Raw genomic sequence first — 16,142 nt, forward strand, 5'->3', positions numbered from 1 at the left:
TAAACTTATCACCATAGCGTGAATTAACTTTACTCATTAAAAAAGCCAGCCCTAATCAAAGGTGCTGGCTTTTTTATTGATGAATTTAAATCACTTCCTCTGGATGAAGTGATTGCTCTGTTGGGGCTTGGCCGGTAGAGACCAATTCTAGAAATATTGTTTGAAGCAATTAAGGCTTACAGCACTAGTTTCACAGTGGGTAAAATAAACACCTATTCCCGTTGAAACGATAACGACAGATATTTTTATAGACTTTCACGCCTGTCAGCCATGGATGGCTGACACTGACGTGCTCATGGATGAGCATTTGTCAGGAAGGCGGACAGTCAAAAATATTTGGCGTTAGGCTTTCGCTGAGTCGGGCGATGAGGGCGCCTACATGGATGTAGGTGGTAGAGCAACGCAGGAGCAGTTGCCGAAAAGTTAGAGGGAAACAATCGGTTTTTCCCTCTAACGTGCTGTCGGCACCCCGACAATATAACGCAAAAGGCAAACGATATTAGAAAGTATTTAACAACGGGGTATCATGAAGGTGTGAGAAAGCAGCCCCCTTGAAGGGGGCTTATTGACTTAAAGGGTTAAGCCTTATCAAACGCGTGATTAATACGCTGATTTAGGATCTTCACCAATTGGGTATTCTTTTACCGGTTTTGCACCTAATAAGTGCTCAACAAAGTAATCCCAACGCTTACGAATGAAGTACTTGTTTTTGTTTAGTACATGGTCGCCATTTGGATAAATCATTAGATCAAAGTCTTTATTCGCTTTAATTAATTTATCGGCTAACTGAAGCGTTGCTGCTGGGTTAACGTTGTCATCTAATTCACCATGAGCAAGTAACAACTTACCTTTAAGCTTTTTCACGCTTTCCATATTTAGGTTTGATTGCTCATCCCAAAATGGCTGTACCGGGAAGCCTAGCCAGATTTCATTCCAGCCAGTTTTATCGGTTCTAAAGTCATGGTTACCTGACGCAGAAACACCTACTTTGAAAAAGTCTGCATGGCGGAACATAGCTTGAGCAGTATCGTAACCACCAGCTGAGAATCCATAAATACCCACGCGAGTTGCATCTAAATAACTATAACGCTTTGCAAGATCTTTAATCGCTTGTACGTGGTCATCAACACCAGCAGCTAAGTTTTCATAAGCAACGGTGTGAAAATCTCGGTCGCGCTTACTGGTGCCGCGGCCGTCCATTTTAATCACAACAAAGCCTAGCTCTGCTAGCGCCTGTGCTTGTTCAAAGTAAGTCCAAAATGACTTTCTGGTAAAGAAATTATGTGGCCCCGTGTAAGTTGCATCAATCACAGGGTACTTTTTCGTTTCGTCAAAATTTGACGGCTTATACATTAAACCATAAAGCTTAGTTTTGCCGTCGTTTGCAGTTACTTCAAATGGTGTTGGAGGCTTCCAGCCTTCTGCAGTTAAATCGCTAATATCTGGGTTACCCACTTTTGTGATAACGCGACCATCTTCTGTGCTACGTACTGTCGAAGTCGGCACAGTTTGCGCATCTGACGCTAGATCAACAAAGTATTTAAAGTCAGGAGATATCGTCGCTGAATGCTCTAATGGCTCAGGCGTTAAAAGTCTGTTGTCAGTGCCATCTAGGTTAACGCGGTACAAGTGACGTAAGTATGGGTCGCGGTCAGCAAACTCGCCTGACGCTTCATAATAAAGTACACGGTTTTTCGCATCTAAGCCTCGGTTAGTGCGAACAAAGCAATCACATTGGGTGATTTTGTTTTTAAACTTACCTGTCGATAACTCATATAAGTAGTATTGCTGTTTGCCCGACTTTTGGCTGGTCCAAATTAACTCGTCAGAATCTGGCAACACCCAAACATCTTGCGTCCACGGATCGATAAATGTGTCAGTGGTATTTTCAACAATTTTACGAACGCTATGGTCTTCTGGGTTATATTCAAAAAATGCCATGCGTTTTTTCGCGCGAGCTTGTTCGTAGAAGTAGAACTTATTGTTACTTTCCCACCAACCCCAAATTGGGCCACCGTAGTAGGTTTGTAATAATTTCGGTGCGTCTACAACGTGCGTTACTTTTTTGCTCGCGACATCAACGCTAATAATGTCACCTTCAGGGGTATGTTCGTCGCCTGCTAATGGGTAGTAATAACTATAAAGCCTTGGGCGTAAGCCACCGTCATGTACCGATTGCAGTAAGTGAAGCTTGCCCACTTTTTCGCGATTCATGCGATGCGTAATAAGCGTCTTACTGTCTTTTGACCAGTAAATACTTAACCACTGAGCAACTGAACCTGGCTCTTTATCCATAAAGTTTCTTGGGTTCATGTTTTGAACGGCATACGGGTAACCTTCGGTACCGTCGGAGGTTAGCTGAGTGACTTCTTTTGTCTCGTTATTCGTTAAGTACAAGTTCCATTCTTTAACTGACGCTGTGTACTTACCATCTGGCGAGGTATACCAAGGTGTATTCTCTGACTTTTCAGTCTCTTGTTCCTGACAGGTGTTTTCTACAGTGCTACACAACTGCTTTTTGTCGTTGTAGGTAAAAGTTACCTGTTTTGCCGTCAGATCGACATTATCAATCGTTAGCGCGAACGGCTTGGTGCTGTCATGGGATAAAGCCGCTTGGATTTTTGCGTGATCAAATAAAGGACTTACTTTGCCCGATTCAGGCTGAACCAAGAAGTAGCTATTGTTGCCCTGCTTATCTTGCTCGCTAAACCAAAAGTTATTGGTTTCACCAATCCACTTTGGATCAACCGCTAAATTTCTTACCTTGTTTCTCACATTGTTAGGTAAAAACGCTTCTGCTCTTTGGTAATCGGCAACAGTGACTTGCGGTGCTGTGGTACTTGGCGTTTGCTGACTGGTTGTTGTCGAATTACACGCTGACAACGCCAAACCAGCCAAGACAACACTTGAAAGGTTCTTCATAAAAGCTCCTACTAAATAGCTAATATAGTGACTTGAAGGATATACATTGCTGTAACAGTATCACACCACTTTGACTCATCCAATGGTATACCGTCTACAATTTACAAAATATTAACTATTGAACTGCAATTGTCATTACGCTGATACACTTTGTTGATATTGTTAACGTCTGATTAAAAGTCGCTCAATTGAAGATGCAAGAAGAAGCCAAACTAAACCGTGAGACTAAAAGGAACTAACGCTTCCATTAACTGGTGTTACATTATTGTTGCATTCGTCACGTTCACTAATATAATCAAGTTAGAAAAGTTACCCGCAAACTGGTAGTAGTATTTGCCATCAATGAAGCTCAATGCGCTAATAAGTGCCATAATTGCTCTTGGTTTTTCTTCCGCAGCAAAAGCGGAATTGGATATTTTTGATTTATCGTTAAGTGCGCTCACCCAAGTAGAAGTTGCCACAGAAACACCAGTTTCAATTATTCAAGCACCATCGATAGTTTCCGTTATCACCAAAGAAGATATTGAGTTAATGGCAGCTAACACCTTACCCGATATTTTAAAAACACTGCCTGGCTTTAATGTCACCTCTTCTACCCTCAATAGAATGAACCCTGTATTTTCCATTCGAGGCATCTATACCGGTAACAGTGCTCAAGTGCTTTTTCTACTTAACGGTAACCGTATTCAAGGGTCACTCTATTCAATGGGGCTAGATAAACTATCTCACTGGCCCATTCATAATATTCAGCGAATTGAAGTAATTCGTGGCCCAGGTTCTGCACTCTATGGTGCAGATGCTTTCGCAGGGGTTGTGAATATTATTACTCATTCAGAAGAAACGAATGACAATCGAATAGGTGCTAAGTTTGGCAGTAATAACACGCATAATGCTTGGGGAAACTTCAGTCATACATTCGAAAACCAACATCGCATGTCTGGCTATGTCGAGTATTTTAAGCAAGACAATGATACCGATAGAGTGGTAACACAAGACTTACAAAGCACCTTAGATGGCGGCTTTGGCACTAACGCAAGCTTCGCTCCTACCTATTTGTCGGATCAATTAGACACTCTTGTTTATGGCGTGGATTACCAAGCGGGTAACTGGTATGCCAGCATAGATGGCTATAGTACGAGAAATAAGGGGATAGGCGCAGGTGCAGCACAAGCACTTGATAGCCTGGGTGGTGACGATTACGACATGATATTAGCCGAGGTTAGTTATCAAGAACAGCTAGCGAAAGACATTTTGTTCAACGCCAAGTTTAACCACTATGTTTCTCATACTAACGCTCACTTTTATATTTTTCCGCCGGGGTCACTAATTCCTATTGGCAACGATGGTAATTTACTTCAGCCTCACGATGGCGAGGGCTGCCAAACAGTTGTGATTCCTGGCCTTGGTTGTTTAACTCAGTTTACCGATGGTGTGCGCGGTAATCCTGGCTCTACCGATAAATCGTCAAGTTTCGAGATGTCATTCACGCTAAATAAGTGGCAAAACCATCAAGTGCGCACCTCTTTTGGCTTTAAATCTGAAACCTTTGACGCCACGGAGCAAAAAAACTTTGGCCCAGGTGTCTTAGACAAAATTACTATTGGTGGTGTTAACCCCATTGTCGTTGATGGCAGCCTTACCGATGTTGCCGGTACAGATTATGTTTATACCGACTCAACCTCCCGAGATATCAAGCACCTATTGATTCAAGATATTTGGCAACTAGATCAACATTGGACGCTAACATCAGGCCTTCGTTATGATCATTATTCAGATTTTGGTAGCACCTTTAATCCGCGAGTAAGTTTAGTATGGCAAACAACTGAAGCGCTTACCGTGAAACTACTCTACGGCACGGCTTATCGGGCGCCATCTGTTGGCGAACTTTACGCGAAAAATAACCCAATTCAATTGGGTAATAGTGAATTAATGCCTGAAGAGATAGAAACTTGGGAGGTTTCTTTTACTCACCAATTTTCAGATGCACTTGTTCAACAATTGAATTTTTACCAATTTCACGCCAGTGACTTAATCGACTACGTAATCAACCCTCAAAATGCGCTAAATGTTGCTCAAAATACGGGGAGATTAGACGGCAAAGGCTTGGAGTATCAACTAAGCTATTTACCGTCGAAAAATACCAAATTAGTAGCAAACTACAGCTATCAATCCACGAAAAATCAACACGACTATCAACAAGCTTATGTCCCTAAGCATAAAGTAGATGTTACCTTTAACTGGCTGATAAACGAAAAATTAGCGCTTCATATCCAATGGCTATATGCAAAAGATATTGGTAGAGATTTAACTGACCCTAGAGAGCCAATTAGTAACATAAACACCTTAGATATAGCCGCATTGTACAAAATAAACGCATCATTTAACCTGAAAATAGGTGCGATGAACGCACTAGATAAACAATACGTTGAACCCTCAAGTGGTGTTATTTCCGGCGACTACCCAGCCTATGACAGACGTGTTTACGCCTCAATAAGCTATCAGTGGAACTAAGTCACTCGCCTTTTCCACTACCGTGTAAAAAAACGTAAAGGTGATTTTCAAGCACCACTCCCTTCGTTAGAGTCAACATATCTTTCCCAAACAAGGACGACATGGTGACCTTATGACGCAGTTTAAACCTCTCGCACTTTTCTACCTTTTAGCGTGTATTATTTCTTGGCCTTTTATGATTTGGATGCAATTTTATGGTGAAAGCTGGCACAGTATACCTATGCCCTCACCACTAAAAACTTCGCTATTTATGTGGGGGCCGGGCTTAGCAGCTTTAATAGTTCTTGCCCTGAACAAACGCAAATCAAACCCTCTTAAACGCTATAAATTATTTGAAAATGGCGTAACAACTAACTTAATTGTCTTTCTTGTTCCTAGCTTGCTTTTTATCGTGATGTTTTCGTCGGTATTAACCATGCAACAAATAATCTTTTTCTTAACTTTGTTTAATTTAGTGATGTTTTTTAACACCTTAGGCGAAGAATTAGGTTGGCGTGGATTTTTGCAAGCTAATTTATCAGCACTTTCTACATTTAAGCGCTTTTTAACAATTGGCATTTTGTGGGAGTTATGGCATTTACCCATGCGATTAGGCGCGATAGCTAACGGCGCAGCTGTTGAAAATATGCTAATGCTTTCGGCAGGTACTTTGGTACTCAGCTTCGTCATGGGTTTCTTCGTTGAGCGAACTAAGTCAGTGACTATCGCTGTTTGTTTGCACGCCTACATGAATAGCATGATGTCGCTTTCTCAAATAGCTAATATCCCGCAGCAAGATTTGATCCCGTATTTTGCTATTGTCGGCATGTTCTATATCGTTGTGCTGTTAAGCTGGCACAACAATAAATTTAACTGGCTAAACGCCAAAAAAGAAAAAGCGCCAGTACAATAACGTACTTAGAAGAATAATCCTCTAAGTAAGAGAAGTTGATGCAGTTGCTTTACCAGAACTGCATCAATTTTTAGGAATTGAAAAGCTTAACGATTATTTAAATCGGCGGCCAAGCATCAACCCGGCCAATAAAAACAACCATAACGCCGAAGGCTCTGGTATGTAGGTAAATGCGATATCAGCTAGTCTTACGTCGTCATCGGCACCGTCAACCCATAGCATGAACGCATAACCAGATACAGGCTCATTCATTGACACCATACCAAAAGGACCGTCGCCAGCGCCAACATCGTGGAATACATCTGTCGTTTCTACTTGAGTAGGTGAAAGAAGTGAAGCATAAGAAAAATTCACATCGTCGTTATCCGACAATGAGGACAAGAAAAAGTCAGATATAGTCACTTGATGAGAAAATACCAGTAATAGCCCTTCATCAGGGTCTTCAACCGCTTCATCAGAATAACCGCCGTCTAAGGTAGAGCCATCACCAGCACTCGACTTAACGCCTAGGCCAAATTCGCGAACTGAGACACCAAAACCGTTGTCGATATATGTCCAAGGCTGAACTTGCTCTTGATCAGTATTTACGTTGGTTGTCCACGCAGACACGGTCAACGTAATCCCCGACTCCTGATAAACCAAGTTTTGGCCTTCACCTTCAGGATCGCCAACAAAATCAATCACGATAAGATTAGCTGCAGCTGTTTGCGCAAAAGTAAGTATTAACAAGAATAAAAATGTAGATAACGTCTTCATATCTTTTATAAATTCCAAATAAAACAATCATGTTTATGAGCAACGCGCTCGATAACACGGCTAAGCAAAAAACACTCCAACTGTTCAACCAGTTGTTCAGTATGCCTTTTCTTGAAGGTTGCGTCACAGGTTTGAAAAATGTGTAAAAGAAACCGACGAAGAATTTTTAATCAGATGAAATTAGCTTTGCTGTTTAGCTAATAGCAACGAAAAGATGCAAATAGTTCATTTAATATGCTTTTTTACTATTTCACACTTGTATTACTTTAATTTAACATCTCGTCCACTTAAATAATTCCTAATTTATTCATAATAAAAAAGAAAAGGAACTTCAAAGATGTTTTACAGACATTCTGTTTTTGCTGTTGCCCTATTTTTACTTGGCTGTGGCGGCGGCGGTGGTGGAAGTACTCCCACGAAAACAACGCCGACGCCAGCCGTGAATAACCCACCAGTAGCGAATGATGATTCTTACGATGTCGGCATGAACGTACCTTCTGTTCTGGAAGTACTAAGTAATGACACCGATCAAGATGCTTTCGATATTTCAGAAACAAGTTCACCGCAAAATGGCTCGATTATCAATAATCAGAGCAGTTTAGTTTACACACCAACTAGTGGGTTTACTGGCACAGATACCTTCAGTTACACCATTCAAGACTCGAATGGCTCGACAGCTACGGCCACTGTCACACTATCTATCGCTAATATTGCGCCTACAACTCAAAACGATTATGTCGAGTTAATGCAAAGCGACGCATTAGATATATCGGCACTTGCCAACGATACATCGGTAGGTGGGCACGACTTAACCATTAAAAGCATTTCTGTACCAGAATCAGGCATTGCAACACACAACGGGCAAACAATCTCTTACTCCCCGACGATAGGGTTTGTTGGTTCAGATAGCTTATTGTATGTAGTACAAGATAGTTTTGGCGACGAAAGTACAGGTTCAATTTTCATTACTGTTAACAACGTTATTCCTAGCTTAATTGACGATAGTGCAACTACCGAGCAAAACAAGTCGGTAACCGTTGAGCCTCTTGCTAACGATACTGACGCCCTTGGCGATACTTTAACAATTGAAAGCGTTTCAGGTGCCACACAAGGACAGGTAAACATTGACGATAACCAGATAGTGTACACTCCTAATCTAGGGTTTTCTGGCACAGAATACCTTGTGTATGAAGTAGTTGATAATTACGACGCAAAACAAGAAGCAACGTTAACAATAACGGTTGAAAACATTGCTCCTACCGCTTTAGCAGACCGCGCCTATGTGGAGCAAAACAAATCAGTAACCATCAATGTTTTAGCTAATGACACAGACGTAGAAGGTGACATTCTTGCGATTGACTCTTATAGCACACCAGCAAATGGCACTGTTAGCATCACCGACGCTCAATTAACTTATACACCTCGCACGGGCTTCTCAGGTGAAGACTCCTTCACATACACAGTAACTGACATGGCAGGCGCAACTGAAACGGCAACCGTTACCGTATTCGTTGGTGAGTCTATGCAACTGCAAGGAAAACTCGTAGGGTTTGAGCAAGCGGGTAAAACGGTCTCTATTACCTATGGTAACAATGAGATAACGGCAGAAACCGATGAAAACGGACATTTCTCAGCCACCCTTGTTTTCGATGATACAAGCCAACTCGTTACCGCGAAGGTAGACAACGTAACAGACAATTATAGTATGCGTGCATACCTAGGCGAATTAGGTCACTTGTTCTCAAAAGCCAAAGAAAACAATGGCATTGTTACTCATAACTTCTCTTATTTAACGACGGCTGAATATGAAGTTATTAATTTTGTACTTAAGGGCAGTGACGCAAGCACAGTCGAGGAATTAGAAACGGCACGCATAAGTGCTGATAATTACTTTCAACTTCTCAGTGCTATCGCAGCACAGCTTATTAACGACAGAAACTCGATAAACCTACCTAGCGGTTTTGACTCTATCAATGCATTTATGCGTTCAGTAGACGACGTACTGGTGTTTCTGCCGCAAATTAGAGATGGTTTTAACACGGAATATCATGCCGCTTTTGATAATTTGTTCGAAAACACTGACATCGCCAGCTACCCTGAACGCTTAATTGACGGTGACCATGACCTTTTGCTCTCTAGTCATTTCGCCGGATATAGTGGTCGAATTGGTCGAATGTATGCATTCCAAATAATGGGAGATCGCGGTGCCTTTGATATGGACTTTGAAGGAAGTATAGATTCCACAGAACGAAGCATTGCTTTAACGATAGAGCCATCGGAACAAGCATTTAACTTTAGGCATGAATATAGATGTAATTCATTGGAAGAGTCAAATTATTGGAACCATGTTGAAGACATAGATATAGACAAATTTGAATTAACCAAAATATATTCAACGAGCCAGTATGACGTGTACTTGCAAAAAATACACACCACTTCACTTGACTCGAATGAGTGTAATGACGACTTTAAAGGTACTCTATACAACACCGTTCGCCAATATCACCCTAAACCCATCACAATCGATTTGGATACAGACTATTATACAAATACATTGTCTGTTACTGGCGAAGGAAAAGTCGATATTGAATGGCATGCAGGAGTTGTACGCTTTAATAGTTCAGGCACTTATACTGAGCTTATCGAAGGAGAAGATTTGAAAACACACTCCTGGCAAGTAGTGAACGACCGATTAGTGCTCACCAACGACGACGCGCTCGAGATTCATATACAACAAGTCGCTACACTTGACGACCAACCGGTATTGTTTGGCAATGTTTATCATTACGGTACGTTAAAGAATAATTTCGTTTTTCAACTGCTCGAAAAAGAAACATTTAGCTGGGATAAATCTGCTATAAACTTCCACTTTTCCGTGAACCCGCCAATCAACAATGTCGTTGCTAAAACAGAATGGAGACTTAACTTTGGTTCTGATGGCATTGCCTTTTATGAAGAGCGTAGTGCTGATGCTGACTGGATATTCTACCAAGTATACGCGACATTTAACTTCTCTTGGCAACAGAACGACAACGTATATACATTAAGACGCTATCGCGTAAATGAAAACCCTACTCACTACTGTGATGTTAGTGAAGATAATTGTTATTTATTTTTCGAAAGAGTTTACAAGATAATTGGGAAAGGCATTGGTGATATTTACTATGTACTAGAGTCACAAAGCAGTTACCAAAGCGACGGAACTGTTATTCACTCTAGCCCAGATTACTTAAGAGCCTATAGAATTACCGATCAATAAAGCTCGATTAAGCGTTTAAATATAAAAAGCCTGAAGGTTTAGAATAACTTTCAGGCTTTTTTTTGGGGGGGGGTTATTCAATATTTTGGATCTGCTCACGAAGCATGTCCAGAATATCTTTAAAAGCAATAGTTTACTTTCGAGTGCCGATGTTATGGCTTCATCATATCACAAGCCTTGTCACCATTCTAAATTTTAAGATGCAAACAATTGAAAATTGTTATCTTATTTCCTCTATTCCAAGTTTCACCATTGGGATAGATATTAGGCTTGTAACTCTCGCCACAATTTCATCTATAGTCAGTTTGTTTTTTCCTTTAATGGCACACTCCCAGATAAGCAACACTCTCCATCCATCATCAAGAAGCAATTTGTAATTTTTCTGATCTCTTATTTTATTTTGAGTAAGTTTTTTAGACCAAAAAGCCCGCCTAGACTTAGGGATTTTTGATAAATGACAGTCCTCGTGGAAGTGCCAGAAGCAGCCATTGATGAATATACAAGTTTTGAACTTCGTCAAGACTACATCTGGGCTACCAGGAAGTGTTTGAACATTCTTTCTAAATCTGAAACCTTTATTGTGTAAAGCTGATCTGATTAGTACTTCTGGCTTTGTGTCATAAGCCTTTATTGCAGCCATGTTTTTGCTGCGCACTTCAGGAGAATGAACGTCTGTCATTAATTCAGGTATTTAGTTTAATACTTAGTTCTATAAGTTTAATACCTTTGGCATATGCTTGCGTAACCTCCAAAGGGTCTACATACAAACATTCGATCTCGGCATATTCTTCGACCCTATTATAGGTATCTCTGTCAGCCATATACGCGTTACTAAAGACTTGTTCAGTCCCCGGAAAAACGAAATAATTTTTGATGGTGCTATCGGGATATATGGATGAAATAGCTTTTTCATAGAAAAACTGCTTAACGAGGTCGTGCCACCTTGGAGAACTACTTAAATCTGCCGCGTCATAGTATTTTGCATCAACAATAGCATATAAGTTCTTGTCTGCATTCTCTACAACAATATCTGTCTTTTGACTGTTTCGTTTTGCAGGAAAAGATTTTCCAGTAATATCTTTGTAAATTGGAAACGGTAGCTTATCGTTCAATTCAACAGTACCTGAGATTACTTTTTTGAGCATATGCTCCCAAACAGTATGGAAACTGCGAGTTCCCAATACGATATTCTCTGAATTTTCCCATACCCCGCTATCAACGGCCTTTAATAGCAACTTTAACAGTCGAATATCTCTGTCAGAATAAACGTTCCTTAGTTCTTTTTTAATTATGGATTTAAAAAGCTCTGGTGAAGAACTGGAGGGCTTTAATAAGCCATCTTCTCTGTATGACCTTTCACCAAAGAATATTGGCCCAAATAACGAATCAAGATACTTAATGATGTAAGCATGTATTCTTGAAATCTCAGAATCCACACAGGCTTTCTTTTTAACACCGACATAATCGCAATATACAGGTCCATTTTTCGACAAAAGCGGTTGGAATTTCGCTATTGTTCTCGGCCAGTCAGGTTTCCCTGAATTAAACCTTTTCTGAACATTCCTTTGGCTATAAATTCCATAATTCCTATAGTCTTCAATTAGACTATAAATAAGCGATATCTTTTGTCCTCCTATCAGCCCGAAGATATCACTATCACTTTTAATTATTGAAGAAAACTCTTTGTCATACTTTCTCAAAGCTTTAAAAAGAAATGTCGAAACTTTGCACTTAGGAAGAGTCATCTTTGTTTTGCGTGGATTAAACACCGCAAAGCGCTTGCCAGAGGATATCAAGCCGCAAAATGAAACTTTATCACCAGATTGGGTGACAAGACCATTTTGCTTTAAAACATCCGCGATAGAAGTCGGGATATCTCTTAATACACACCGGTCATGAAAGTATTCAACTTCCCAGTCCATTAGGTTTCCTCAGGATTAACTAATTCAAGTTGAGTTTCAGTTGCTTCAGGGTTATTCGTTTCTATTTCTTTTAGTAAAGAGGCTTTCTTCAAAAGTAATGCTTCTAAATCTCCGTTGAATATTTTTTCACCTTCTTTAAAGCTTTTCATTAGACTGCCGTAAGTACTTATGCCACCAGAAAAAATAAGCCCTTTATCTCCATGCCTTAAAACATCGTCCCAAAGATAAAGTAAAAACTTCCCTTTAAGTGCTTTTGAGCTATGTTCTTTGGATTGAAGCTCACTCTCATTCAAGAACCAAGGTCCCAATAGTCGATCTTCAGGAATATCTTCGATTTCAAGTATGTCATTAATAGACTCAGCTAAGTCTTTCCATGAGCTTTCTGTAAATTTGTTGTCGCCTATAGGAATATCAATACTCCCTATAGGGCAATTTGAAAAATCAATTGGCACATACTCAAACTTCCAGCGCCTTTTAAAGGCTGTATCCATAGGCATCACTGCCTGATCACTGCTATTCATCGTTGCATAAAGAGAAAGGTTGTTAGGAATTCTTAGATTATTGCCTTCTAATAAATCAGGAGCCTTTTCATTTAAATATGCAATCATATCGGGATCAGAGAGCGTTACCTCATATTCACTTTTTCCGTCCTCATCCCTGTCTAAGAGTTGAAATAACTCGCCAAATACAGCTGCCGCTGAAGCTCGGTTAATCTCTTCGATAACTAGATATATCATCTCTTCCGTTGATGATGCTTTTATTAATGCTAAGGTTAATGGACCCGGTCTGAATTCGTAAACAACATCACCTTCAGACATAGTTGGCTTAAGACACCCTGTAAAATCACTATATTGAGAATCAGGGTGGAAAACAGTTCTTATGGAGTTGTCTAAGTTACACAGTTGTTTAATCTTATAGCTTTTACCAACTCCCGGTGCTCCGTAAAAAATAACATTTTCGCCTAAGGTATTAGATGAACTCTGTTTATTTGAAATACTTGCTAAATAAGATTCATTGTCAGGAATTTGTGACTCGATATACGATATTGCTGTGTCAATATACTCATCGCTAATATTTAAGGTTCTATCATTAAACTCAGTATCTAGCTGATTTGCCGTGTGTATGACTTTATTAATTAGACTAAACAACGGTAAAGTCTGCACTGTAGATAGGGCATTAACTGTCCCTGTTGTAATTGTATCAGAGAATAAATCTCTCATTATTTCTTCAACATATTCATTGGCTGCTTCATATCTTTCGATGTTGTTTTTAATGTCGTGCAAAGTAGCCAATAGTTCGATTAAAGTTATGGAGAAATATTTAATCCCTCGCCTTCCCGTATTAGAAAATTCAAATGATGGGCTAACATTTCTATATTGAATTCTCATTGCACTATTCAGGCCTTGACAGGCTTCCGTAAATAGATCAATCCGTGTGTTATTCGACATTTTGTTAAATTCCTATTGCCTGTTCATCCATACAGTGATAAATTATCCAGGACCAAAACCGGATAAGTTGACCATGGACATGAATAAAAAAAATACTTCTAATATTAATCAGAATGAAATCAAAAGTATACGTGAGAACCTAGGTTTAGGAAGAACTGAGTTTGCTAACCTACTAGGCTTAGGCAACCAAGGCGAAAGAACAGTTAGGGGCTGGGAGACTGGAGAGCATAATCCAACAGCCAAAAAAGTAGAGTTAATTTTAGCTTTAGAAGATGAATTAAATTCAGCAAAAGAAAAAGCACCTTTTTACCAGAATGATCCCAACCCTGAGTTTCGATTCATAGATTTATTTGCTGGAATTGGTGGTATAAGAATTCCATTTCAAAGTTTGGGAGGTCGATGTGTGTTTACTTCGGAGTGGGATAAGTTTGCACAAAAGACTTATCTAACAAACTTTGGAGAAATGCCCAACGGTGATATTACGCAGATCAAAGCTTCAAGTATTCCTGAACACGATGTATTACTAGGTGGATTTCCTTGTCAGGCTTTTAGCCAAGCAGGACTTAAACAGGGCTTCAATGACACTAGGGGCACCATGTTCTTTGAAATTCAGAGAATATTAGTAGAGAAGCGACCTAAGGCTTTTTTACTAGAAAACGTAAAACAACTTAAAGGGCACGATAAGGGGCGTACTCTGCAGACTATCTTGAATATACTTCAAGGCAACAATGAAGAGCCTATTCTTGATAATGTACCAATGAGTGAAGATGCAAGACATGCTTTAACCGACAAATTAAATTATGCAGTTTCCTATAAAGTATTACGCGCTGCAGATTTTGGAATTCCTCAAAATAGAGAAAGAATTTTCATCGTTGGTTTTGATAAAGATTACTATGGTGAAGACTTTGATATTGAGAAGCTTTTTGACTGGCCAACTCCTACAATGGAAGCTACACGAGTTGGTGATATTTTAGAGGATCTAAGCTCTTTGTCTGATGAAGACGATAAATACACTATTTCAGACAAGCTGTGGCAGGGGCATCAAAGACGCAAAGCAGAGCATAAAACTAAAGGAAATGGATTTGGTTATACCCTTTATAATCAAGACAGTGAATACACAAATACTATCAGTGCTCGCTACTACAAAGATGGGTCAGAAATCCTGATAGACCAATCTGACTTAGGTAAAAATCCTCGAAAATTAACTCCAAGAGAATGCGCAAATCTTCAAGGTTTTCCTAAAGACTTCATCGTCGATGCAGTGTCCCATGGACAAATATATAAGCAGTTTGGCAATTCAGTTTGTACTAAAGTCATCGACGCTGTAGCTAAACAGATGAGAAAGACAATGGTTAAAGCCGATTCAGCAGCTGAAAATAAGCAACTAAGAGCTATAGCTTAATAACTATAGCTCTTTGAATAGAGAACGTTCTTAGGAGAACAATGTAATTATTTGATTACGATTCATAGCAAATAATCCCTATAAACACTACTCAATATTCTGGATCTGCTCGCGCATTTGCTCAATTAACACTTTCAATTCAACGGCTGCATTGGTGATTTCAGCATTGATAGATTTTGAGCCTAGGGTGTTCGCTTCGCGGTTAAATTCTTGCATCATGAAGTCTAAACGGCGGCCTTGTGGGCCTCCTTTTTTCAAGATGCCTTTAGTTTCTTTTACGTGTGAATATAAACGGTCGATTTCTTCGTCTACATCCATTTTTTGGGCAAGTATTACTAGCTCTTGTTCTACGCGTTGATTGTCTAGTTCAAGGTTAGCGTCTTTGAATTTTTCGATGATTTTATCGCGTTGCCATTGTGCCACTTCTGGCATTTTACCGCTTACGATATCGGCTTGTTGGCAAATAGCGTCTAAGCGCTGTTCGATAAGTGCCTTCATGTTAGCGCCTTCGCTTGCACGAGCAGCAATGAAGTCTTTTAATGCTTGGTCAAAACCTGCAAGTAAATCTGTTTGAATCGCATCTAAATCTGCTTCTTCCGTTTCCATTACGCCAGGCCAGCGCATAATTTCAACTGGGTTTACTTGGCTATTTAACGTTTGTTCGTTAATCCAGCCAGCGTGTGCAAGTAGTTGCTCAGCTAATTCTTTGTTTAACGACAGCTTGCCTTTGGCAGAAGGGTTAGGGTTAAAGCGCAGTGCACATTCAACTTTGCCGCGCGCTAGGGCTTTGCGAAAACGTTCGCGAAGTACTGGCTCTAAGCCACGAAATTGCTCAGGTAAGCGGAAGTAGTTTTCTAAAAAGCGTTGGTTTACGCTGCGAATTTCCCAAATAGCATTGCCCCAGTCTTTTTTCACTTCAAAGCGGGCAAATGCGGTCATACTGTGGATCATAATCTTTCCTATTAACTAGTTTTATAAGAATGAGGTAGGGGGATTATGCCTGAGTCACCACCAATTAGCTAACTTGCTC

Annotated in this window: 10 protein-coding genes; 4 read left to right on the forward strand and 6 right to left on the reverse strand. The window is 40.0% G+C overall.

What is annotated here, in order from left to right:
* Positions 1-600: 600 nt before the first annotated feature.
* A complete protein-coding gene (locus ACOB80_RS08905; protein WP_473165467.1) occupies positions 601-2,922 on the reverse strand; it encodes a S9 family peptidase in 2,322 nt (773 codons plus the stop codon).
* 342 nt (positions 2,923-3,264) lie between these two features.
* Between ACOB80_RS08905 and ACOB80_RS08910 the strand changes: the two genes are divergently transcribed.
* Positions 3,265-5,433 carry a TonB-dependent receptor plug domain-containing protein gene (locus ACOB80_RS08910; RefSeq protein WP_473165468.1) on the forward strand — a complete coding sequence of 723 codons (2,169 nt, stop codon included), beginning with the start codon at positions 3,265-3,267 and terminating at the stop codon, positions 5,431-5,433.
* A gap of 112 nt (positions 5,434-5,545) precedes the next feature.
* The gene (locus tag ACOB80_RS08915; RefSeq protein WP_473165469.1) at positions 5,546-6,325 is read left to right on the forward strand and encodes a CPBP family intramembrane glutamic endopeptidase; all 780 of its coding nucleotides are present in this window, start codon (positions 5,546-5,548) and stop codon (positions 6,323-6,325) included.
* Between the two features lie 93 nt (positions 6,326-6,418).
* Here the strand turns inward: ACOB80_RS08915 and ACOB80_RS08920 are convergent, their stop codons facing one another.
* Complete coding sequence (locus tag ACOB80_RS08920; RefSeq protein WP_473165470.1) at positions 6,419-7,081, reverse strand: PEP-CTERM sorting domain-containing protein; 663 nt, start codon at positions 7,079-7,081, stop codon at positions 6,419-6,421.
* 337 nt (positions 7,082-7,418) lie between these two features.
* Between ACOB80_RS08920 and ACOB80_RS08925 the strand changes: the two genes are divergently transcribed.
* Positions 7,419-10,340 carry an Ig-like domain-containing protein gene (locus ACOB80_RS08925; RefSeq protein ID WP_473165471.1) on the forward strand — a complete coding sequence of 974 codons (2,922 nt, stop codon included), beginning with the start codon at positions 7,419-7,421 and terminating at the stop codon, positions 10,338-10,340.
* A 220-nt stretch (positions 10,341-10,560) separates the two neighbouring features.
* On the opposite strand, the gene ACOB80_RS08930 is transcribed toward ACOB80_RS08925, so the two are convergent.
* From ACOB80_RS08930 to ACOB80_RS08940, 3 genes are read right to left on the reverse strand one after another with little or no spacing between them, the layout of a single operon-like run.
* Complete coding sequence (locus tag ACOB80_RS08930; protein WP_473165472.1) at positions 10,561-11,019, reverse strand: very short patch repair endonuclease; 459 nt, start codon at positions 11,017-11,019, stop codon at positions 10,561-10,563.
* A gap of 4 nt (positions 11,020-11,023) precedes the next feature.
* Positions 11,024-12,262: an LlaJI family restriction endonuclease gene (locus ACOB80_RS08935; RefSeq protein ID WP_473165473.1), complete on the reverse strand. Its 1,239-nt coding sequence runs from the start codon at positions 12,260-12,262 to the stop codon at positions 11,024-11,026.
* Positions 12,262-13,710: an McrB family protein gene (locus ACOB80_RS08940; protein WP_473165474.1), complete on the reverse strand. Its 1,449-nt coding sequence runs from the start codon at positions 13,708-13,710 to the stop codon at positions 12,262-12,264. Before ACOB80_RS08940 ends, ACOB80_RS08935 begins: the two co-directional genes overlap by 1 nt.
* 79 nt (positions 13,711-13,789) lie before the next feature.
* Here ACOB80_RS08940 and ACOB80_RS08945 point away from each other — a divergent pair, with 79 nt between their 5' ends.
* Positions 13,790-15,112, forward strand: a complete 1,323-nt coding sequence (locus ACOB80_RS08945) for a DNA cytosine methyltransferase (protein WP_473165475.1) — start codon at positions 13,790-13,792, stop codon at positions 15,110-15,112.
* A gap of 87 nt (positions 15,113-15,199) precedes the next feature.
* Here ACOB80_RS08945 and ACOB80_RS08950 read toward each other — a convergent pair whose 3' ends face one another.
* Positions 15,200-16,063: a YicC/YloC family endoribonuclease gene (locus ACOB80_RS08950; protein ID WP_473165476.1), complete on the reverse strand. Its 864-nt coding sequence runs from the start codon at positions 16,061-16,063 to the stop codon at positions 15,200-15,202.
* Positions 16,064-16,142: the final 79 nt, after the last annotated feature.

This window comes from Thalassotalea coralli (genome assembly GCF_055786205.1).

What these genes read in the sequence shown, in the direction of transcription:
- ACOB80_RS08940 (WP_473165474.1), bottom strand. Translation starts at nt 13,710, where the DNA reads ATGTCGAATAACACACGGATTGATCTATTTACGGAAGCCTGTCAAGGC.
- ACOB80_RS08950 (WP_473165476.1), bottom strand. Translation starts at nt 16,063, where the DNA reads ATGATCCACAGTATGACCGCATTTGCCCGCTTTGAAGTGAAAAAAGAC.
- ACOB80_RS08935 (WP_473165473.1), bottom strand. Translation starts at nt 12,262, where the DNA reads ATGGACTGGGAAGTTGAATACTTTCATGACCGGTGTGTATTAAGAGAT.
- ACOB80_RS08945 (WP_473165475.1), top strand. Translation starts at nt 13,790, where the DNA reads ATGAATAAAAAAAATACTTCTAATATTAATCAGAATGAAATCAAAAGT.
- ACOB80_RS08930 (WP_473165472.1), bottom strand. Translation starts at nt 11,019, where the DNA reads ATGACAGACGTTCATTCTCCTGAAGTGCGCAGCAAAAACATGGCTGCA.
- ACOB80_RS08920 (WP_473165470.1), bottom strand. Translation starts at nt 7,081, where the DNA reads ATGAAGACGTTATCTACATTTTTATTCTTGTTAATACTTACTTTTGCG.
- ACOB80_RS08905 (WP_473165467.1), bottom strand. Translation starts at nt 2,922, where the DNA reads ATGAAGAACCTTTCAAGTGTTGTCTTGGCTGGTTTGGCGTTGTCAGCG.
- ACOB80_RS08910 (WP_473165468.1), top strand. Translation starts at nt 3,265, where the DNA reads ATGAAGCTCAATGCGCTAATAAGTGCCATAATTGCTCTTGGTTTTTCT.
- ACOB80_RS08915 (WP_473165469.1), top strand. Translation starts at nt 5,546, where the DNA reads ATGACGCAGTTTAAACCTCTCGCACTTTTCTACCTTTTAGCGTGTATT.
- ACOB80_RS08925 (WP_473165471.1), top strand. Translation starts at nt 7,419, where the DNA reads ATGTTTTACAGACATTCTGTTTTTGCTGTTGCCCTATTTTTACTTGGC.